Source organism: Paenibacillus sp. ClWae2A, from assembly GCF_032452295.1.
Taxonomy (GTDB): Bacteria; Bacillota; Bacilli; order Paenibacillales; family Paenibacillaceae; genus Paenibacillus.
In genome coordinates, this window is record NZ_JAULSQ010000002.1 from 220,681 (window position 1) to 240,786 (window position 20,106).

The 20,106-nt window shown below is 47.3% G+C and carries 21 protein-coding genes; 6 read left to right on the forward strand and 15 right to left on the reverse strand.

What is annotated here, in order from left to right; translation table 11 throughout:
• Window positions 1-48 precede the first annotated feature (48 nt).
• Together rsgA and QVE09_RS07035 are read right to left on the reverse strand one after the other, a co-directional pair.
• Window positions 49-1,074 carry a ribosome small subunit-dependent GTPase A gene (gene rsgA, locus QVE09_RS07030; protein ID WP_397387026.1) on the reverse strand — a complete coding sequence of 342 codons (1,026 nt, stop codon included), beginning with the start codon at window positions 1,072-1,074 and terminating at the stop codon, window positions 49-51.
• 530 nt (window positions 1,075-1,604) lie between these two features.
• Window positions 1,605-2,198, reverse strand: a complete 594-nt coding sequence (locus QVE09_RS07035) for a DUF2087 domain-containing protein (protein ID WP_091034982.1) — start codon at window positions 2,196-2,198, stop codon at window positions 1,605-1,607.
• A 178-nt stretch (window positions 2,199-2,376) separates the two neighbouring features.
• On the opposite strand from QVE09_RS07035, the gene QVE09_RS07040 reads away from it, so the two are divergent.
• From QVE09_RS07040 to QVE09_RS07050, 3 genes are all read left to right on the forward strand, one after another.
• Complete coding sequence (locus tag QVE09_RS07040) at window positions 2,377-3,375, forward strand: YpdA family putative bacillithiol disulfide reductase (RefSeq protein ID WP_017689082.1); 999 nt, start codon at window positions 2,377-2,379, stop codon at window positions 3,373-3,375.
• 5 nt (window positions 3,376-3,380) lie between these two features.
• Window positions 3,381-3,824 (forward strand): DUF441 domain-containing protein, encoded by a 444-nt coding sequence (locus QVE09_RS07045; protein WP_036609212.1) that lies wholly within the window; start codon window positions 3,381-3,383, stop codon window positions 3,822-3,824.
• 320 nt (window positions 3,825-4,144) lie between these two features.
• Window positions 4,145-4,657: a hypothetical protein gene (locus QVE09_RS07050; RefSeq protein ID WP_036609214.1), complete on the forward strand. Its 513-nt coding sequence runs from the start codon at window positions 4,145-4,147 to the stop codon at window positions 4,655-4,657.
• 99 nt (window positions 4,658-4,756) lie between these two features.
• Here the strand turns inward: QVE09_RS07050 and QVE09_RS07055 are convergent, their stop codons facing one another.
• Both QVE09_RS07055 and QVE09_RS07060 read right to left on the reverse strand, forming a co-directional pair.
• Window positions 4,757-5,206, reverse strand: a complete 450-nt coding sequence (locus QVE09_RS07055; RefSeq protein WP_315936280.1) for an NUDIX domain-containing protein — start codon at window positions 5,204-5,206, stop codon at window positions 4,757-4,759.
• A 74-nt stretch (window positions 5,207-5,280) separates the two neighbouring features.
• Window positions 5,281-5,577 carry a HesB/YadR/YfhF family protein gene (locus QVE09_RS07060; RefSeq protein ID WP_017689086.1) on the reverse strand — a complete coding sequence of 99 codons (297 nt, stop codon included), beginning with the start codon at window positions 5,575-5,577 and terminating at the stop codon, window positions 5,281-5,283.
• A 485-nt stretch (window positions 5,578-6,062) separates the two neighbouring features.
• Between QVE09_RS07060 and QVE09_RS07065 the strand changes: the two genes are divergently transcribed.
• Window positions 6,063-7,808 carry an ABC transporter ATP-binding protein gene (locus tag QVE09_RS07065; protein ID WP_315936281.1) on the forward strand — a complete coding sequence of 582 codons (1,746 nt, stop codon included), beginning with the start codon at window positions 6,063-6,065 and terminating at the stop codon, window positions 7,806-7,808.
• 12 nt (window positions 7,809-7,820) lie between these two features.
• The gene (locus QVE09_RS07070) at window positions 7,821-9,911 is read left to right on the forward strand and encodes an ABC transporter ATP-binding protein (protein WP_315936282.1); all 2,091 of its coding nucleotides are present in this window, start codon (window positions 7,821-7,823) and stop codon (window positions 9,909-9,911) included.
• Between the two features lie 190 nt (window positions 9,912-10,101).
• On the opposite strand, the gene QVE09_RS07075 is transcribed toward QVE09_RS07070, so the two are convergent.
• From QVE09_RS07075 to QVE09_RS07110, 8 genes are all read right to left on the reverse strand, one after another.
• Window positions 10,102-10,722, reverse strand: a complete 621-nt coding sequence (locus tag QVE09_RS07075; protein WP_315936283.1) for a YdcF family protein — start codon at window positions 10,720-10,722, stop codon at window positions 10,102-10,104.
• Window positions 10,719-11,264: a hypothetical protein gene (locus QVE09_RS07080; RefSeq protein WP_053061520.1), complete on the reverse strand. Its 546-nt coding sequence runs from the start codon at window positions 11,262-11,264 to the stop codon at window positions 10,719-10,721. The genes QVE09_RS07075 and QVE09_RS07080 overlap by 4 nt, the downstream gene beginning before the upstream one ends.
• Before the next feature lie 99 nt (window positions 11,265-11,363).
• Window positions 11,364-12,074 carry a hypothetical protein gene (locus QVE09_RS07085; protein WP_315936284.1) on the reverse strand — a complete coding sequence of 237 codons (711 nt, stop codon included), beginning with the start codon at window positions 12,072-12,074 and terminating at the stop codon, window positions 11,364-11,366.
• Window positions 12,071-13,126: an ATP-binding cassette domain-containing protein gene (locus tag QVE09_RS07090; protein ID WP_315936285.1), complete on the reverse strand. Its 1,056-nt coding sequence runs from the start codon at window positions 13,124-13,126 to the stop codon at window positions 12,071-12,073. Before QVE09_RS07090 ends, QVE09_RS07085 begins: the two co-directional genes overlap by 4 nt.
• Window positions 13,127-13,131: 5 nt before the next feature.
• A complete protein-coding gene (argS, locus tag QVE09_RS07095) occupies window positions 13,132-14,862 on the reverse strand; it encodes an arginine--tRNA ligase (protein ID WP_315936286.1) in 1,731 nt (576 codons plus the stop codon).
• A 278-nt stretch (window positions 14,863-15,140) separates the two neighbouring features.
• Window positions 15,141-15,275: a hypothetical protein gene (locus QVE09_RS07100; protein WP_256704105.1), complete on the reverse strand. Its 135-nt coding sequence runs from the start codon at window positions 15,273-15,275 to the stop codon at window positions 15,141-15,143.
• A 121-nt stretch (window positions 15,276-15,396) separates the two neighbouring features.
• Window positions 15,397-15,732 carry a four-helix bundle copper-binding protein gene (locus tag QVE09_RS07105; protein ID WP_062833864.1) on the reverse strand — a complete coding sequence of 112 codons (336 nt, stop codon included), beginning with the start codon at window positions 15,730-15,732 and terminating at the stop codon, window positions 15,397-15,399.
• Between the two features lie 73 nt (window positions 15,733-15,805).
• Window positions 15,806-16,924: a CobW family GTP-binding protein gene (locus tag QVE09_RS07110; RefSeq protein WP_315936287.1), complete on the reverse strand. Its 1,119-nt coding sequence runs from the start codon at window positions 16,922-16,924 to the stop codon at window positions 15,806-15,808.
• 171 nt (window positions 16,925-17,095) lie between these two features.
• Between QVE09_RS07110 and QVE09_RS07115 the strand changes: the two genes are divergently transcribed.
• A complete protein-coding gene (locus tag QVE09_RS07115) occupies window positions 17,096-17,614 on the forward strand; it encodes a MogA/MoaB family molybdenum cofactor biosynthesis protein (RefSeq protein WP_315936288.1) in 519 nt (172 codons plus the stop codon).
• 66 nt (window positions 17,615-17,680) lie between these two features.
• Here QVE09_RS07115 and QVE09_RS07120 read toward each other — a convergent pair whose 3' ends face one another.
• From QVE09_RS07120 to QVE09_RS07130, 3 genes are all read right to left on the reverse strand, one after another.
• Complete coding sequence (locus tag QVE09_RS07120) at window positions 17,681-18,235, reverse strand: hypothetical protein (protein ID WP_315936289.1); 555 nt, start codon at window positions 18,233-18,235, stop codon at window positions 17,681-17,683.
• Window positions 18,236-18,309: 74 nt separating this feature from the next.
• Window positions 18,310-19,329, reverse strand: a complete 1,020-nt coding sequence (locus tag QVE09_RS07125) for an oxidoreductase (protein WP_315936290.1) — start codon at window positions 19,327-19,329, stop codon at window positions 18,310-18,312.
• Between the two features lie 112 nt (window positions 19,330-19,441).
• On the reverse strand, window positions 19,442-20,095 hold the full coding sequence (locus QVE09_RS07130; RefSeq protein ID WP_315936291.1) for a hypothetical protein: 654 nt from the start codon (window positions 20,093-20,095) through the stop codon (window positions 19,442-19,444).
• Between the last annotated feature and the right edge of the window lie 11 nt (window positions 20,096-20,106).

Here is a 20,106-nt window from a genome sequence, read left to right on the forward strand (position 1 = left end):
CCCTCCTGACCTATCTTATGCAAGATACCGGATGATGCCCGCCTGATTTCAGGCTTCCTCCCACTCTTTCACACTACGGGAGTGCTTGGGTTTGCGACTATTGGCTGGTTTACTGGAAGCAGTACGCCTTCTGGATGCCACTTCTTCCTTGCGTTGCTGATATTGCAATTCCTTCTGCATTTTCAGATAATTATTCAGTCTTTTCTCATCCAATGAACCATCCTGTATGGCCTCTTTCACTGCACATCCAGCTTCCCGTGTATGACTGCAATCCAGAAATCGGCACGTGGCGGCAAGTTCTTCAATTTCTCCAAACGCATGCGACAGCCCATCATTGCCCTCATCCCAGAGATTAAGCTCGCGCATTCCTGGAGTATCGATCAATACGGCTCCCTGTGGAAGTACAAACATCTCTCGGTGTGTTGTCGTATGTCTCCCACGGCTGTCTCCCTCGCGGACGGATTGCGTAAGCTGCACATCCTCACCCATCATCCAGTTCACCAGCGTAGACTTGCCACTGCCAGAAGATCCCGTGAGCGCAACAGTCAACCCTGGTTGCAAATATCGTTCCAGTAACGATTTGCCTTGACCCTCCACTGCAGATATTGCAAGCACTTCAACACCTGGAGCTATTCCTTCTACACTTCGGATCTGTTCTTCCACATTGTTGCACAGATCACTTTTGCTCAAGACAATGACTGGCCTTACGCCACCATTCCAAGCCATCATCACGTACCTTTCGAGTCGTCTAAGGTTGAAATCATGATTAAGTGCAGCCACGATTAACAGTGTATCTACGTTGGCGGCGATTAATTGTTCCTTGGTCACTGGACCTGCCGCCTGTCTCGATACCCTGCTCTGACGTGGCACCAGATTGTGAATAATTGCTTCTTCACCTGCCTGACCTGTAATCGCCACCCAATCTCCAACCGCTGGTACCAGGCTGGTCTCCAGACTATCATGACGCATTCGGCCCGATATTCTTCCCCAGCATTCGCCCTCTTCTGTAATCAAACGTTGCAGATGTCCATGGTCTGCGACAATTCTGGCTGGCTTTTTCTCCTGCTCTTCCATTCCTGTCTCTTGCCACAGTTTCTGCCACTTTGCAGACCAGCCGTACTTCTCAATATGATTATCTAAAATAAAAATTCCTCCCAAAATAAGTTTGTTTACTTCATTCAAGCCGAGTGAACAATCATCTCCGGTTCAGATCAAAACAAAAAACCACGAGTAGAAATACACCCGCGGCAATAAGTAGTTAGCCGAATCAAAGATCATCCCTTCTCGTAGATATACCGGATAGCATACATAGCCATCCGCTATAAACAATCCAGGACCCCCTTTTATCGGCAAACAAAAAAGCCACGGGTGCGTCACCCGTGGCTTCATCTGAGCATGTGATACTTCACGTTAAAATGGATACTACTATCCAACTAACGCAAAATTACATGCTTTGATCCGTTCCGGAGACGCTGTTCATATTCAAATTAACGTATACTGCATTTAAGTTTGTCATAAACAATCGCCTCCCTTGTAGAATTATCCATTATGTTACACACTGAGCTTTGCAGTTGTCAAGCCCAAACTATTTTTACCCGTCTACTTTATTTGACCTGATCCCAGCGTGTCCACATCTCCTTCGGATTCAATTCATAGATCTCCTCTTCCCGATACATGAACTGATGCATGATAAATTCCCGCCGAATCGTGGCAAAGTCTTCATGGTATTGCTTTATAAATGTATTGATTTCTTTCTCCGTATACTTCCGACCAAATTCAAGCTGTTCGACCAGATGACCAAGTACAATCAGTTTTTTCTTGTATTGAGCCGGAATCTGACGCAGTCGCCCATCTTTGGAGAAAAAATTCCTCATGACCGACGCTTTCAATGTTTCGTTCACATCACTCATATCCGTAACCTCCTCTCGCTTAAAAATAAAATCAACCGAAGCCTGTGCATTCTCGCGGATAAACGAAGGATTGAGTGTGAAATACACTGTATTTTTCTCCCGTCGTTCCTTGATCAGCGCCGCCTCTCTCAGCTTGGATGCATGATGTGTCACGGTTGGCTGTGACAGATTCAGCCGCTCGGCAAGTGCCTGTCCGTGCAGTTCACCCTGTGCCAACAACAGCAGCATGCGAAGCCGGGTTGGGTCAGCCAATGCTTTATGATAAGCCACAATTTTCTCCAGCTGCATCATCGTTCATCTCGCTTTCATTTAGATATATATCTAATTTGATATTAGTCTTTTCTTCTTCCCACGTCAACTCCTTTGGATTCAAATAAGCTTGTCTGAGTTAAACTCATGCTTGAACTGGCATTGGCTCGTTATTTACGGTAGGATTATATTGCTTGAAATAAGGAGGATTAAGAACATGGAAGATGTTATTATTATCGGCGGAGGCCCATGCGGTCTGTCTGCTGCCATTGAATGTGAGCGGCTGGGACTGTCCGCTGTAATCGTTGAGAAATACAATATCGTTCAATCTATTTATCTGTATCCAACCCATATGCAGTTTTTCAGCACAGCCGAGCTGCTTGAGATCGGGAACGTTCCGTTCAGCACACCTAATGATAAACCGTTTCGTTATGAAGCACTTGCCTATTATCGCAGGGTAGCCGAACATTTTGGTCTGCGTGTTCATAACTATGAGGAAGCCCGTGAAATTAAACGCAAGGATGATGGCACGTTTGAGGTACATACGCTCAATCGCCGCGGGGAAGCCATCGTACATGTTGGACGCAATGTAGTTGTAGCTACCGGTTATTTTGACCATCCTAACTATCTGGGCATCCCTGGAGAAGATAAAGATAAAGTAACCCACTACTTCCGGGAAGCCCACCCTTATACCCGTACACGTGTCGCCATTATTGGCGGAAGCAACTCCGCCGTGGACGCGGCCATGGAACTGGTTCGGGTCGGAGCGCATATTGATATGGTTTATCGCGGCAGTGGTCTGTCCCAGCATATTAAACCATGGGTACGTCCGTTATTCGAGAGCATGGTGACAAAAGGTCGTATCACACTCCACCTGGAATCACGCGTGAATGAAATACTGGATGATTCGATTCGTCTGATACACACGGATGGTTCCACTCGTGAACTGGATAATGACTTTGTTCTGGCAATGACCGGTTTCCGTCCAGATCGTCAACTACTCACGTCAGTTGGTGTGGAGATGTCTGATGATATGGATAAACCTCTATATGATGCACAAACGATGGAAAGTAGCGTACCTGGTGTATATGTGGGCGGAGTCATCGCTTCGGGTCGTAATGCCAATGAAGTCTTTATTGAATCCGGGCGCTGGCATGGACGTTACATTGCGGAACATATCGTTAGCAAACAACGTGGACAGACCGAAGGGAAATGAAAACAATGGATATGACTTCCCTGCTGTTGCTCGTATTTGCGGCTCTCGGGATTATCAGCAGCAACACACCTGTGACCGTAGCGATGGTATTTCTGTTGTTGCTACGAGTCCTGAACCTGAATCAGGCATTTCCATGGCTTGAAAAATACGGACTTACATTGGGCATTATCATTCTGACCATTGGCGTGATGGCACCTCTTGCCAGTGGCAAGATGAGTCTGCAGACGATCGGTGAGTCTTTCCTGCACTGGAAATCACTGCTCGCCATTGGCGTAGGATTACTCGTGGCCTATCTCGGAGGACGTGGTGCTACGCTGATGGGTACACAGCCAACTGTCGTTGCAGGGCTGTTAATCGGAACGGTACTTGGCGTTGCCCTGTTCAAGGGTGTACCTGTGGGTCCATTGATTGCGGCGGGAATTTTATCATTGCTACTGGGCAAATCCTGATTCAAGTTGTGAGGGTTGTGACCTGACATGCTATGCAGATTGGCTGTATTTCCCACCGTTGTGTGATATACTTCTATTCATGCAAATCATGTACACGAGTCTACAGCAGAATAATGCATATTAGAGGTTGTTCAAAAAGTCCGCTTTTGATTACGAAGGATGCCTAGAGGCATCATCAGCATTGAATATGGAATTCAGCCGAAATGTCTTCTCGGTACTGAAAACCATCCTATTTGAACACGTACTATCATGGTTATGCTGTTGCATGAAATTATAGATTCACTTTGCAACTATTAATGGCGCAGGAGGATTAAGGAACCATGTCACGTCAGTTTATTACAGAAGCCGTGATGGTGGCCATTTACGGTCAATTGCTAGCGCCGCCCGCGCCTGTTGAATATATTGTTCCTTATACCACCATCCTTGAGCTATATGAATTCCAGACCAGTCCTGATCCCATGATGGATAACCCGGCAGATGATCAGCATGTGAAATCCAAAATCAATGAAATGATTTCTTATTTTGAGGAACCGCTGAATAAGAAAAAAATAGAGCGTGCGTTACTTGTTCCATGGGCCAAAAGCCCCTCCATTTTATTTGGTGACCAAGTATCCATTGCCATTATCAATGCAATAGATACGGCACAGTACGGGGAGTATTTCGATCCCATTGAGACAGAACTGCTGCTGACATCTCAGCGCCTGAGTATCCCGATTCTCACCGATCAGGTTGAACTGATTGCACGCATAATTGAGTCTGAATCACCTGTACAGGTATTCGATATTGATGATTTTGATTTTGCGATGGATGATGAACCTCTGGATCAGGTGTAATTCATGTTCTGAGCACATGATTCGGATTTTTTTAAAAAAATGACCTTGGCACCCACTTTATCGTGGATGCCAAGGTCATTTTTTGCGTCAACACTTATTTTATTCTGCAATATCCCGTGCTAACAGAATTCGGCTAATCTCATTCAGAGGTGGTAACGACTCCAGAGCAAAAAACTTCAGACCTGCATCACTATTTACACGCGACTCCACAAGGTCATCCTGAATGATCACTGTCCGGAACAGGGCAATGACATAATACTCTTCATCTCCGCTCGAATGCAAATACCGAAGATCAGGCCCCGAATAGAGACCTTCCAGAGTCATGGTATCAACAGTCCAACCTGTCTCTTCCCATAACTCCCGATGTGCAGCATCTTCAATGGCCTCCCCCGGGCGCATCTCACCGTCTGGCAACCGCCAATGACCGTGCCCCGCATGCTGAATCAGCAGTAATTCACCTTGTTCGTTCTCAGTCCGCACCGCTGCTTTTACAACAATATGAGAGCGTTTTGCGATATACTGGGCCAAATCTCGTGGTGGCAGATTCACTGCTTATCCCCTCCTCCTACTCGGAAGCCGGTGGCGACCTGAGATCCATCTATTGCTTAGCAATACTTCAAGAATTAGATTTCGGTATAACGATATTCGATATCCTGACCTTCATCAACGATATCCACATGCAGTTGGTGCCCTTTCAGATACCAATAATCGTGATCTTCCATAAAAAATTGAATCCCCGACACTTCGGTTTGATCTGCAGGATGTCTTGGTTTCTCCACAGCAATACCTAGCGAAAATCCAGGGTGAAGACCTCCGCCAGAGCTATAACGGGCAAAAAATCGAATGCTGTCTCCCTCGTTCAAATTCAGTTCTTCCTTGTACCAGCGAGCAGCTTGATCGGATACATGTATGGTACTCATTTGGTGTCAGCTCCTTCTGTATATATATGTTCCATCATATCTCGACAGGGACTTGAATACAAACCCGAGAGAGCATATGAAGACAAATTAAGTTGTGAAAAATGTTTGACAGATTGTAAAAGCTGGTGTTAAGATGCAAACATACGAGGTCTACATTGTATTTATTTCCAAAAAAGAAAGGGTGATTACGGTGTTTAACAAAGATATGATAGGTCAATTCAGCACACAATTAAATACCGGAGCACACACGAAATCATTATTCCGTTCATAAGTCGGCATGACAAGGCGTTCTTTCATTAGAACCTCTGTGATGTTTACTCACAATCGAACTTATGTATGGTGGCGGCTCTGTTCTCGGAGCCATGCTGCCGTATGATCATATGAAGACATACCGCCTGCGTGCGGTATGTCTTTTTTTGTGGGTACATTTCGGCATACATGAACGGAATCTGCATTTCTCGGACATCGAAAGGAAGGGATAACACTTGTTCTCTGTACTTAAAAACCTGGCCTGGTTCTTCCGGCTGGAACGCAAACGATACCTAACCGGTGTCATCTTGCTTATTCTGGTGGGCATTGCCGAACTGCTGCCCCCTCGTCTTCTTGGCAATGCCATCGACGAGATTGTGCGCGGTTCCATTACCGGCACCTCACTTACCCGTTATATTTTGCTTATTCTGGGAACGGTCATCATTATCTATCTGGTTACATACGTTTGGATGCACAAACTGTTTGGTGGTGCCAACCTGGTGGAGCGGCTGCTTCGTTCCCGCTTTATGGACCACTTGTTACGGATGACTCCTCCCTTTTTTGAGAAAAACAGAACAGGAGATCTGATGGCTCGGGCCACCAATGATCTTCGTTCCATTGCCACTACAGCAGGCTTCGGCATGCTGACCTTAACAGACTCTACAGCCTTTCTGGCCACCGTATTGTTCGCCATGGGTTTCCTGGTTAGTTGGAAACTGACCTTGGCGGCAATCCTGCCATTACCTTTTATCGCCATTGCCATGATGATCTATGGTAAAGCTGTACATCAACGTTACACCCTGGCACAGGATGCATTCGGAGATATGAATGACCAGGTGCTGGAATCCATTGCCGGTATCCGTGTCGTGCGCGCCTATGTGCAGGAACGTCTGGACGAGAAACGGTTCGCCGATGTGACCGAAGATGTGTATCGCAAAAATCTGGCTGTTGCCAGAATGGATGCCCTATTCGAACCCACCATCCGCCTCTTTGTAGGACTCAGTTATGTGATTGCACTTGCCTACGGCATATATCTTGTATTTCATAATGAAATTACCCTGGGGGATCTCGTATCGTTCAACATGTACCTGGGGATGATGATCTGGCCCATGTTTGCTATCGGCGAATTAATTAACCTGATGCAGCGCGGTAGCGCTTCACTTGATCGGGTCAACGAGACTTTGTCGGTAGAACCTGCTGTACAAGATGTGGAGCAACCTGCTCACGTTATGAATCCCGAAGAAATTGCGATGCAGGATGTTACATTCCGTTATCCCAGCTCCACTGTCGACAATCTCAGTCATATCAGCTTTTCGCTGCGGCGGGGGCAAACATTGGGTGTTGTGGGTCGTACGGGCAGCGGTAAGTCTACTTTGCTCAAACAACTGCTTCATGAATACCCTGCCGGTTCGGGCACTTTAAGCATCTCGGGGCATCCGATTCAGGATATCGCCAAAGATGACTTGCACAGCTGGATCGGGTACGTACCTCAGGAACAAGTTCTGTTCTCCAAATCAGTTCGTCAGAACATTCAATTCGGTAAACCTGGAGCCAGTGATGAAGTTATCATGGAAGCCATTCGTACCGCCGCTTTTGACGGGGATCTGGGAACCTTGTCCGATGGACTGGATACACTCGTTGGTGAAAAAGGAATCTCTCTGTCCGGTGGACAGAAACAACGGGTATCGCTAGCGCGTGCCTTTATTGCTAATCCTGATATTCTGATCCTGGATGATGCCTTATCTGCTGTCGATGCACGTACTGAAGCCAAAATTATTGAAAATATACGCAACAAACGCTCGGGCAAAACCACGCTGATCTCGACTCACCGCCTGTCTGCTATTGAACATGCTGACCGAATCATTGTACTGGAGCACGGGAAAATTACGGAAGAAGGCACTCACCAGGAATTGTTAGCCATGAACGGCTGGTACCGTGAACAGTATGAACGGCAACAGGTCGAGTCCAATCTGTCCACGTAGGAGGTCAATTCATTGAAGTCTAATACAGGCAAAAGGCTGCTTGATTACGCCTTGAAAGCCAAAGGAACATTTATCGCTGCATTAATTATGCTTACCATTGGTGTTGCGGCCGAGCTTGCCGGGCCGTTCATCGCCAAATCCATGATCGACAATCACTTGCTCGCGATTGAGCAGCCTTTCTATGAGACGACAGCTTCAGATGAAGCCGCAGTCTACAACGGTAAGAATTACAAACGCGAAGGCTTGTTCGAACCGGATGAAAACAAAGGTTCCGAAGTGCGGGTATTACAAGCCGGAAGAAGTTTTTATTTTGTAAATGAACCGGTCAATGCACCTGACGGGGACCGCACATATGCGGATGGAACCCTCACGGTTACACGCGCAGGTGAAGTGACAGGCCAATATGCGGCAGCACCCTTGTCCGCTGGTGAACTGTTTGCTTTTTACAAACCAGAGATGCCCAGCATCTATCAATTAATTGTGTATTACATGATCTTCCTCGTGATCTCGGTCATTATGGAGTTTGGTAAAACATTCTGGCTGCAGTCCTCGGCCAATAAAGTCATTCAAAGACTGCGCAACGATGTGTATGCCCACATTCAGCGACTGCCGGTACACTTTTTTGATAACCTGCCCGCAGGTAAAGTTGTATCTCGGGTCACAAACGATACAGAAGCCGTCAAGGATCTGTTCGTTGCCGTTCTTTCGAACTTTTTCTCAGGAATCATCACAATTACGGGTGTGTATGTCGCACTCTTCCTGCTTGATGTCCGCCTGGGTCTAATCTCATTATTCGTTGTGCCTATGCTCATTACATGGATTGTGCTCTATCGGAAATTCGCCACTCGTTACAACACGATCATTCGATCACGACTGAGTGAGATCAATGCAATCATTAACGAGTCCATTCAGGGGATGTCCATTATCCGCGTATTCCGCCATCAGAAACAAACCAAACAGGAATTCGAAGATCTGAATGATGACTATATGAAACACCAGAACAAAATGCTCAACCTGAATGCCTTCACCTCACACAACCTGGTTAACGTATTACGGAATATCGCCTTTGCGGTGGTCCTGTGGTACTTCGGTTCCAGTGTGCTGGATGGCACAAGTATTATCTCCCTGGGTGTTCTGTATGCCTTCGTTGATGTTCTGGGCCGTTTGTTCCAGCCAATCACCGGCATGGTGAACCAGCTCGCCAACCTGGACTCCTCCCTCGTATCTGCTGGTCGCGTCTTTGAGCTAATGGACGAAAAAGGAGAGCCCGTAACCGATGGCTCCATGCCAAGATACAAAGGGAATGTTGTCTTCGATGATGTATCCTTTGCCTATAAGAAGGACTTCGTACTCAACAATATCTCGTTCAAAGCATCCCAAGGTCAGACGGTCGCTCTGGTCGGTCACACCGGTTCGGGTAAAAGCTCAATCATCAACCTGCTGTTCCGGTTCTATGATCCGCAAAAAGGCAAGATCACGATCGATGGTGAGAACGTCAAAGATCTACCTAAACAGTGGATTCGCGAGCATATGGGGATTGTACTGCAGGACCCGTATCTGTTCACAGGCACCATTGCTTCCAACGTCAGTCTCGGCGATGAGAAGATCTCCCGTGAACGAATTGAACAGGCGCTGCGTGATGTAGGCGCGCAGCGTATACTGGCTCATTTGCCTCAAGGCTTTGACGAACCTGTCATCGAAAAAGGAAGCACATTGTCTGCTGGACAGCGTCAACTGATCTCCTTCGCTCGGGCACTGGCGTTTGATCCGGCCATCCTCATTCTGGATGAAGCTACAGCCAATATTGATACGGAAACGGAAGCACTAATTCAGAACGCACTCGAAGTCCTCAAAAAAGGACGTACGACCTTCATCATTGCTCACCGTCTCTCCACTATTCGTTCGGCAGATCAGATTCTGGTTCTGCATCGCGGGCGTATCGTTGAGCAAGGTGCACATGATGAACTGATGGAGCTTAAAGGCCGCTATTATAAGATGTATCAGCTCCAGCAAGGTGCGCAAGCAGTAGCGAGTGCAACCAGTGGGAATCCGTCGGGTGAGATCATTCCAACCTCAACCTCCTTTGCCGGAGGCAATGCATAACAGAGTAAAACAGAAAGCTCTTTAAGTAACCAGTCAAAAATGATGTACTTGACGGAAAACAAAAACCGATCTACACAGCTACCTCAGGGTTTGCGGTGTAGATCGGTTTTTTGTATTTTCATCGGGATTCATGTTCCGTTACTGTTTATTTCGTCCAGACAAAAAAATAATCCGCGTGCAACCTCATGGGCTACTGCGGATTGTCTATCCATCCTTTGATCGTATATCCCATGTACATCACGGTCTCTCTTGCGAGAAAAGGAAACTTGCTGCGCCAGGTTCGATACGCCGTAGTTCGTGTCGGAGAGGGTACGGCATCCATACCAAGTCCGGCAGCCAGCTTCATGGCCCGTTTCATATGTAACGGATCACTCACAATCGTATAGGTTTGATAACCGGCCTGTTCACCAATCGGAATTGAATTGATCAGATTCTCCTCGGTAATTCTGGATGTGGTCTCTATGCGAATGTCCGCAGGATCTACGCCATGTGCGATGGCATACTTCTGACCCACTTCAGCTTCCGTATGTTCTCCATCACCACTTGAGCCACCTGTGAAAAGCAAATTACGAACGGTACCCTGACGGTATAATTCAATCCCGTGTTCAATACGTTCGCGAAATACAGGTGAAGGGTTATCCCCCTCCACGGCTGCACCCAGAATAATGGCTGCGTCCGATATCCTGGACGAATCCTCATCCGTATATACAGATATTCGTACTGCCGTAACCACAGTCCACAGGATTCCCACTAATACTACAGCCAGAGCCGTCATTAATATCCAGCGTTTCGTTATCCGTTTGCTTGTCATTCATCCTCTTCCAAAGCCCTTGCTTGCATACTCTCGGTGTGCATCCGCTCCAGCGTTTGCAGAGCTGCTGCGGATTCGGCATCCAGACCAAGCTCTGCAATCCAGGCACCCGTATATTGCTGAAGACGGATCTCCAACTCCTGTGCACGGTCTTTGAAATCCTCCAATTCCTTAATCATACGTGAGCGTCCTTCCGGACTGAATGTCTCGTGAATTCGTTCCTTGAAATAATGATGTACGATACGGTTACGTTGCTGCCATAACTCATTCAACTGGCGAGTCTCTTCCTCAGAGAATGTAAAATGATGGCGCACTTCGTGAATGAGCTGCCCCAGTGAACTGCTCATCTTTCGTTCGTACAGATCTTCCAGATCCTCTTCAGACACGGCTTTGCCCTGAGACATTTTCATTAATAAAATCAGATTGACCAGCTGCTGTTCAAGCGCCTGCCCGTAGTACACTGCCAATCCGTAATAGGCAAACAATTCCCTGGAGTGTTCGCTGTCCAGCATGTCACCATTCTGGATATCTGTATTTTGCATATGCGAGCGCCCCCTTCAACCGTACAATGTTAACCATTCCATGTCCCTCTATCCTAACCAAACCAAGAGCAACATTCAAGTTATCGGGAAGCGCGTCTTCTAACTCCGTAGATCTCTTCTTCCGGACAGCCACACATGGATGATTAGTAACCCTAATGCATAGAGCACAGTCCACAGCATAACCGAAACAAAAGAGTCCATCTTTGATTCACCAAATAACATCATCTCACGAACCAGATAAAAAGCTGGCGGAAGAATGCGGCCAAGCCATTCTAACGATTCAGGCAAACGTTCACTTAAGGAACCTTGGATAAACGATAGTAATAATACAATAATGAGGGCAGGCATACTGCGACTAAGCAAGGGAATGTACGATTTTTGAAAGAATACACTGATGCCCAATCCCAGCAGCGATAACCCCAGATGTCCTAACCAAGTCATCATCCACTCCTCACCTGTGGGTTGTCTTTCGAACATTCCCGCGAACACGGGATACAGCACAGTGATTGCGGTGAGCATGAATTGCATTATCCAGGCACAGATGAGTTGACTTATTACAACCTTACGCCTGCTTCCTGTATGAAGGACCAGTAATTGATACTGCTTCGCAGGTTCGGTATTCATCACCATTACTCCGAGCCAAGCAGCTGCCAGAAATAACAGCATAGCCGTGACACTGTAACTGTCCGCAATAGGGTTGGGTTTGTAGGAATAGATCAGCAGCATGGCGATGATATAAAAGATAACCGGTGCAAAATATTTCTGAGAGCGAATGTGATGCCTTAACAAATATCGAGTCAGATAGATCATTTGGCTTCTCCCCCCGCATCAACCATGGAAAAGTTTAAGTCCACAGATTCTGTGACACCTCCACGACTCGCATGTACAGCTGGATGTTGTCCTTCCAGCAGACTTTCCATATGTAATTGACTTTCCTCCTGTTGTACAGACACAACCGAACCTCCGGATGCCAAAATCATTCTGAGGACATCATCTGTTGAATGTTGAACCACTTTCCAATCCCACAACCAAGCATTGGATATCCCTGAGCTTGTATTACGAACTAAAGACAGTACTCCTGGCTGTTGTACAACGGATAGATTGTTAGCCAGATCCTCTCCAGCTTCCGTCAGACTTTGTATACGTACAACTGGTTCGCCAGCTTGAAGTATATCTTCACGACTCCAGTAGCGGAGCACGCGGCCTTTCTTCAACACAATCACCTGGTCTGCCAAACGTTCAATAAGCAACGGTTCATGACAAGCTGTAACGATGGACGTTCCTTCAACCTTCCATTGCCCCAGGAAGGATACAACTGCCTCTTGAGCTGGAATATCCAAGCCTGACAACGGTTCATCCAACAGTAAAAGACCACCCGGTCCAGGTAACAGAGCCTGAATCAGATTCACTTTTTGCAGTGTGCCCTTGGACAGTAGGGGTAACTTCTGATCGATCGCGGTATCCAGATATAAAAGTTCACTAAGTTCTCTAATCCGCCCACGCAGTACTTCGGGGCGAATGCCCCGAATCCGTCCCATCTCCCACAAGTACTCTCCAGAGGTAAAGGGTAAACGTGGCAGCCCATCTACTGCATACCCATCAGAACCCTTCATTGTGCGCTGGATCGATCCTGTATCGGGTAACAAAATACCTGCCAACATACGTAGCAATGTGCTTTTGCCAGAACCGTTTCTGCCAACAAGCACAGCACATTCGCCTTGCTTCACTTCCAGATTAATTTGATTCAGTACCTGAGTATTACCTAATCGTTTGCTCACTTGTTGAAGCATTATCCCTCGACCTGTTGAGTCTAGTGCAGCTTGATCGGGCTTCTTGAAAAGACCACGTGTACTCCATGTCATTGTGATCACATCCGTTCTGGAGCCTGCACACCAAGCAAGTACAGACTGTACGCGAGACGTTCGGCAGTCCGTTGCGCCAAGGCTACCCGGAAGGACCTTACATCAGATGGCGCATCCGCAATCCGTTCGGCGTGATAGAAGCGGTTGAACGCTTGAGCGACATCTATTGTATATTTGGCAATGACCGAAGGCTCATTCCGATGAATTGCTTTTTCCAGATACTCGGGATATTCACCGAGCAGTTTCAGCAATGCCCATGAGGTATCTCCGATAATGTATGAAGTGGTCACTGTTTCATTATCACCATCCGCAAGGCTGGGGTTAGTCAGATGGTTTTCATTTTCCACGCAGATCGCCTCTTCTGCCTTGGCAAGCACACTTTGAATCCGGGCATGGGTATACTGCACATAAGGTCCGGTCTCCCCCTCAAAACTCACCGCATCTTCCAATGAGAAGTCCACATCGTTTAACCGATTATTACGCAGATCACCGAAGATAATGGCACCGACACCGACCGCCTCAGCCACCTTCTGAGGGTTCTCCAGATTCGGGTTTTTCTCTTGAATAATCTGCAAGGCACGAGCAACTGCCTCATCCAACACTTCCTGCAAGAAGACGACTTTACCGCGACGTGTAGACATTTTCCGTCCCTCAAAACGCATTAAGCCAAACGGGATATGTTCACACTTCGCAGACCATTCATGCCCCATCCGGGATAGGACCGCAAATACCTGCCGGAAATGTAGCTTCTGCTCGCCTCCGACCACGTATAACAACCGATCTGCCTTCATCACCTCATGACGATACACCGCCGTAGCCAAATCCCGTGTAGGATAGATTGTTGTTCCATCTTTTTTGATAATCAGGCATGGGGGCATGTTCTCGTCCTCCAGACGTATCACGAGTGCTCCATCACTCTCTTCAAGTAAACCTTTTGCCTTGAGTTCTTCAACCACCGCGCCCATCTTGTCATTGTAAAAGCTCTCTCCCAGCGTATGGTCGAACTGTACATTCAGACGTTCATACATCCGGTTGAATTCCTTCATGCTCACTTCCACAAAGAACGCCCATAACCGCTGTGCTTCATCATCCCCTTGCTCCAGCTTGCGGAACCACTCGCGTGCCTCAATCTCAAGAGAAGGATCGTTCTCCGCCTCATCGTGGAAGCGCACATACAGCTCCAGAGACGTACGGATGGGGTCTGCCTGCAACGCTTCATCATTGCCCCACCGTTTATATGCTGCGATCTGCTTGCCAAACTGGGTTCCCCAGTCTCCCAGATGATTCACACTTACGGAGGTATAACCCGCTTCGTTATACAACCGATACAGTGCTGCACCGATTACAGTAGAACGCAAATGTCCAATTCCGAAGGGTTTTGCGATGTTAGGGGAAGACATATCAATCACAACACGCGAACCTTGACCAAGCTGAAGCTTACCAAATCCGGCATTCCCCAGTTCTTTCAGCAGATTCGGCGCGAGCTTCTCCCGATTGAAACGGATATTTACATACGGACCGGCGGGAGTCGCTTCAATTCCAGATGCCTGCAATCCCGTTGCGAGCTCGGTCGCAATGACTGCCGGTGCTTTCTTTAATGACTTCGCCAATGCAAAACAAGGGAAGGCTGCATCACCCATCTCCGCCTGTGGTGGGACTTCCAGTAATCTCAGAACCTCTTCTTCATTTAACCCCGTTAAAGGGGCAATATCGGCCGCAGCCTGCTTCATCAACATGTCGAACACTCCTTATCCATTCATTATTGGCTGAAAATAAACATAAAAAAGCTCCCGTCTCTAAATAAGAGACGAGAGCTGACTTAACAGTTCCCGCGGTACCACTCTAGGTGAACAGCTGCTATTCATATGCATCAACATGCATACCAGTAGAACCTGTTCCGCTCGATGCGTATAACGGTCGCAAGCCGGATTACCCTCAGACAGATATAGTACATCCACGCTCAGGATGCATACATCTTTTCGGATAACCATCTCACGGGTGCGGTTCACTCAGGTCATGTCATACCGGCTTCCACCTCTCCCGGCTCGCTGTCATGTATGGATCTGGCTACTCTCCCGATCATTGATATTCTTCGTTTCAATTCATTGCCATCATTATACATACCACGATCAGACTTGGCAACCTGCATTAAAAATCCCCTACTGAAAGGCAACACATAGGCACATCGTCTCAGATGCTTGTGTTCACTGCCTTCCCTTAGGGGACAACGGTCATTATCGGTTTTAATTATATATCCAGCGAAATAATATTTACGCCACTGCTGCCATCAACCGGCATGCTTCTGCACATCTGCGGCAAGCCTCTGCACATGCTTGGCAGTGATCATGCTGGTGTTTGCCACACTCTGCGGCGCAAGCTTCACAAGCTTTCACACACAATTCGCATATTTCAGCAATGAAATCACTTCCACGTGTCATCGCTTGTGCAGCAAAACTGCAGATCTCCGCACATTCCCGATTCAAACGAATGCAATCACGCAACATCGCCAGATCATATTCTTTCAGACTCGATATGTAACATACGTTGCAAGCATTCATGCACTCCAGGCAAGCATCGATACATTGTTGATATTGTTGTTGTGTCATTTAAAGTTACCTCCCAGGCAAAGTTTGCTATGCATCTTAATACCCAGTTCGGAGGAATATTGAATCATCTAACCTACTTTATCGCTTCCAATTCCAGTAATTGGTCACGAATGACAGTTTGGTCAAAATGTTCACCTATAAACACTGCAACATTAGGGACATCTCCCTGAGGTGTAATCTTCATGTAATCCGATTCACGGTAGGCATACTGGAACCAGAAGCGGCTCGCCGTGTCACTAAACGATAAGATACCTTTTGCTCGATATACATCTCGTGGCAAAGCAGATACAAATTGTTCAAACGCCTCGCTGTTCACCGGATGACTAAAATAATGCGTATACACCATGACATGTTCGTGTGATGCATGAGGAGCGGAATGCTCGTGACTGTGGGCATGGACATGCCTATGGGATGCGTCAGTATTCGTATCATCGCCTTGGAGTGTATGATCTGTATGTTCATGACCATGATTGCAGCCATGTGTACCACAGGCTTCCGTATGCACATGATGCTCTTGGTGAGCCGGCTTACCTGCTTCAGAAGCTGAATCACGTACGTGCACGTCTGCCCCACTGCGAAGCAACAGATCCATCTCCACCTCACATTTGACCGTAGGAATTACAGGTGCGAAGCCATTCCATTTTGCCAAAAGCTGCTCCAGATCCTTCAGTTCCTGCGCACTCACCCGATCCGTTTTATTCAAGAGAAGCACAGACGCACAACGAATCTGCTCCTGCATCAGTTTGAACGTCTGCCCCTTCTGCTCCTGATACAGGCCAGACAGATGTGCTGCATCCACAACAGTAATGAGACTTTTCAGTTCCAGTCGCATGTAGAGTGAGGTCTCCGTTACCGCATCCAGAATCTCCATTGGATTCGCCGCACCGGTGGCTTCAATGATGATCACATCCGGTGATTCCTCTTGAACGAGATCAGCAAGTTGCAATCCCAAGTCACCACGTACGGTACAACAGATGCATCCACCTAACATCTCTGTCATCGGAACGGTGGAATCCACAATCTGTCCATCCAGATTGACTTCACCTAACTCATTCATCACTACTGCGGGACGCAAACCCCGCTGTTGCCAATGTTCGATCAACTGAACAAGCAGTGTTGTTTTGCCACTTCCCAAAAAACCTGACAGTATATATACAGGTATGGATTGTTCTTTTAAAATCGTTTCATTCATGCGTATACACCTCTCTGATTGTCCTTCTTGTAACCTGATCTATCTATATCTAGCGAGTGTACACCATCCCGCATTCGTTGTGCAATAATGTTCAACTCTTCCCCAGTACATTGCCTGTTTCTAACAGATGGTCTATGCTATGAGGACATGTTGATTGAAGGAGGAAGTTTCATGACTAATTCAGTGGAACAACATCGCCAGGAAGCTCCGACCACGGTATCGTGCATGATTGTTACAGTGTCTGACACGCGAACTAAAGACACTGATACCAGTGGCCAACTCATGCACCAGCTTCTGAGTGAAGCGGGTTATCCGATTGTTGAATACATCATTACACCTGATGAAACAGAGAACATTCGAAGCATCCTCCAAGAGGCAGCCGTTCGTGATGATATCGAAGCTGTGCTGCTTAGCGGCGGAACAGGAATTGCACCCCGAGATACAACCTACGAAGCGGTGTCCTCACTACTCGACAAGGAACTCCCGGGTTTTGGTGAGATCTTCCGTTTTCTCAGTTACACCGAAGATATCGGTTCCGCTGCCATCCTGAGCAGAGCTGTCGCTGGAACGATCGGACGCACAGCCGTATTCTCCATGCCGGGTTCCAAAGGAGCCGTCAAATTGGCCATGGAAAAACTCATTTTGCCCGAGCTGCGGCATGTCATGCGTGAAATATATAAACCCGTCTGAAAGATCAGACGGGTTTTTCGGCTTTATTTTCAACTGTATGGTAAATTACGAAGAATATCTCTCTACTTACCTTAGTTGCCCCAGCACATGTTGGAACACCTGCAACACATCCTGTTCATACTTGTCCTTTTCCCCACCCGAAGCTGTATATACGAGTGAGACGTATCCTTTGCTGCGAATCGTTGTCCGGCCAAGCGCATTCTCCAAGACAGCCTCATCACGATTCTCACTATACATTTGTTTCATGCTGGCAGCCCGGGTTGTCGCATCACTGAAAATATGGACTTTCACGATATGTCTGCCACTTCCATTCAACAAATACATATAAGAGATCCCACCATGGCCGTCATCGGCAGACATATTATTCATCAACTGAATGCCTTTTGCTTCAAAACTCTTACTGATCTCGCTCACCAATTCACCGTTTAATCCGTGTCCTTGACTCTGTGCCCGCACATTTCCTTCATCTGTCGCTTCGCGGGTGTAGACCTTCCGCTCCTGTTCAATGGACGATGCCGAACAAGCCACCAGGGACCAGATACTCGTGATCAACACTCCACTTACAAGTACCAACTTCATTGTTCTTCCAATCAGATTTCGCCCTTTTCTACCAATCCACATGCCAATCCTTCCTTTCCAGCCACGTGTACTGTGACCCAATCAGGTAGAATTAGCATGTCTAAGGACTTAGAATCTTATGCGGATGGCAGATCTGATATTGTTTTGACCACAGTCCGACCTACTGCACCACCTTGGAGTATCGTCTCCAGCGTATGAGGCAACTGATCCAAGGAAATTTCCCGGATTCCCAGTTCCAGCGCACGCTCCGGTTTCCATTCTCCGCCGAGCAGTTTCCACAATCGTTCCCGACGTTCCATCGGACAATATACAGAGTCAATACCAATAAGCTGGATGCCACGCAAAATAAACGGAAGTACCGTGGATTCAAAAGCTGTGCCTCCAGTTAACCCGGATACCGCTACCGCACCTCCGTATTGAATCTGTTTCAATCGCTCCGCAAGAGCCGGTCCTCCTGTTGGATCAACAACTCCCGCCCATAGCTGTTTCCCCATGGCTCCTTTAGCTGGAGCATCAGCTTCTTCACGAGTAATAACCTCTGAGGAGCCCAAGTTTCGGAGCAATGACTCCTCCTGATCCTTCTTGCCTGTGCTGGCTGTTACCTCGAAGCCAAGTTTCGCCAGAATCGCAACCGCCATACTGCCGACACCACCTGTTGCACCCGTAACCAGAATCTTGCCCATCTCCGGTTTCACTCCAGCCTGTAACAGCGCATCTACCGAAAGTGCAGCCGTAAATCCTGCGGTTCCAATCGCCATGGCTTCTTTCTCACTAAGGCCCGGTGGCAGAGGCACCAGCCATTCACTGCGCAGACGAGCATACTCGCTGTACCCCCCGTAATGGGATACGCCAGGTTCAAATCCTGTACTGATCACCCGATCTCCTGGTGCAAAACGTCCACTGACCGACTCCTCTACTGTTCCAGCCAGATCAATTCCCGGTACCATCGGATATTCACGAACGACACCACCCTTTTCAAGCGTCGCGAGTCCGTCTTTATAATTGACACTGGAATATTGCACCTTTACCGTAACATCTCCATTTGGCAGATCTTCCTTCTTCAGTTGCTCTATAGCAGCGTTCACTCCGCCCTGTTCTTCTTTACGGACAACGTATGCGTTAAATTGATTTTTCATTGATAGCCACTCCTTCTTTGAATTTTGTATATTTTTCCATTAAGCACATGAATTGTTCGTATTTCGGCTTAACGGTTACCTTTTACTTTTGGATTCTTCCTCATGTTAATGATCAAGCTCTGTCTCTCCTGAGCGTCAACAGATAGATTAGTGGACCCACAATAGGGATGATGCCTGCCGCGGTCCAAGCTGCTGAACGTCGACTCACTTCAGTATCCCTGTATATCGCAATCATGGAAAGTAAGGTCAGCAGTACAAAATCAATCGTCATGATATGTACAAAGGCAGATTGATTGAATGCTTCCATAAATACATCCGGATGACCTTGCGTCATGGCATAGAATGCCGTCCCCAGCGTCAACAGCAGAAGGATTACATGCGTCAACTTATGGGCTACTACCCGTCCAATTCCCGACTCCCGCTGACGACCAAAATGCAAGCTTGTGTAACCCGAAGATCTATTCGCGGATGACGACCATGCATAATAGGGAAGCAGCGCAAAAGCACCCAGTCCAAAAGAAAGTATGACAAAAGGCCAAGCCGGTACACGGCCACCTCGTTCTTTCACAGATGTTCTTAACAGCATACAGGCATAAACTGCCGGGAAAATACCTAACCACGAAAACACAGTAAGTAACCAAGGCTCTTTGCTTTGCATGGTGATCAGTTCTTTGAATATCGGATCACTTCCAGGTGACTGCCCCGGTGCCAAAAACAATGCATAGGCAATAAAAGCGATCCAGACCAGTCCTAATATCCATCTCATGTCTGCACCTC

What these genes read in the sequence shown, in the direction of transcription:
- argS (WP_315936286.1), bottom strand. Translation starts at nt 14,862, where the DNA reads ATGTTGATGAAGCAGGCTGCGGCCGATATTGCCCCTTTAACGGGGTTA.
- QVE09_RS07130 (WP_315936291.1), bottom strand. Translation starts at nt 20,095, where the DNA reads ATGAGATGGATATTAGGACTGGTCTGGATCGCTTTTATTGCCTATGCA.
- QVE09_RS07110 (WP_315936287.1), bottom strand. Translation starts at nt 16,924, where the DNA reads ATGAATGAAACGATTTTAAAAGAACAATCCATACCTGTATATATACTG.
- QVE09_RS07105 (WP_062833864.1), bottom strand. Translation starts at nt 15,732, where the DNA reads ATGACACAACAACAATATCAACAATGTATCGATGCTTGCCTGGAGTGC.
- QVE09_RS07115 (WP_315936288.1), top strand. Translation starts at nt 17,096, where the DNA reads ATGACTAATTCAGTGGAACAACATCGCCAGGAAGCTCCGACCACGGTA.
- QVE09_RS07050 (WP_036609214.1), top strand. Translation starts at nt 4,145, where the DNA reads ATGTCACGTCAGTTTATTACAGAAGCCGTGATGGTGGCCATTTACGGT.
- rsgA (WP_397387026.1), bottom strand. Translation starts at nt 1,074, where the DNA reads ATGGAAGAGCAGGAGAAAAAGCCAGCCAGAATTGTCGCAGACCATGGA.
- QVE09_RS07075 (WP_315936283.1), bottom strand. Translation starts at nt 10,722, where the DNA reads ATGACAAGCAAACGGATAACGAAACGCTGGATATTAATGACGGCTCTG.
- QVE09_RS07045 (WP_036609212.1), top strand. Translation starts at nt 3,381, where the DNA reads ATGGATATGACTTCCCTGCTGTTGCTCGTATTTGCGGCTCTCGGGATT.
- QVE09_RS07040 (WP_017689082.1), top strand. Translation starts at nt 2,377, where the DNA reads ATGGAAGATGTTATTATTATCGGCGGAGGCCCATGCGGTCTGTCTGCT.
- QVE09_RS07090 (WP_315936285.1), bottom strand. Translation starts at nt 13,126, where the DNA reads ATGACATGGAGTACACGTGGTCTTTTCAAGAAGCCCGATCAAGCTGCA.
- QVE09_RS07100 (WP_256704105.1), bottom strand. Translation starts at nt 15,275, where the DNA reads ATGCAGGTTGCCAAGTCTGATCGTGGTATGTATAATGATGGCAATGAA.
- QVE09_RS07060 (WP_017689086.1), bottom strand. Translation starts at nt 5,577, where the DNA reads ATGAGTACCATACATGTATCCGATCAAGCTGCTCGCTGGTACAAGGAA.
- QVE09_RS07080 (WP_053061520.1), bottom strand. Translation starts at nt 11,264, where the DNA reads ATGCAAAATACAGATATCCAGAATGGTGACATGCTGGACAGCGAACAC.
- QVE09_RS07120 (WP_315936289.1), bottom strand. Translation starts at nt 18,235, where the DNA reads ATGTGGATTGGTAGAAAAGGGCGAAATCTGATTGGAAGAACAATGAAG.
- QVE09_RS07085 (WP_315936284.1), bottom strand. Translation starts at nt 12,074, where the DNA reads ATGATCTATCTGACTCGATATTTGTTAAGGCATCACATTCGCTCTCAG.
- QVE09_RS07035 (WP_091034982.1), bottom strand. Translation starts at nt 2,198, where the DNA reads ATGCAGCTGGAGAAAATTGTGGCTTATCATAAAGCATTGGCTGACCCA.
- QVE09_RS07125 (WP_315936290.1), bottom strand. Translation starts at nt 19,329, where the DNA reads ATGAAAAATCAATTTAACGCATACGTTGTCCGTAAAGAAGAACAGGGC.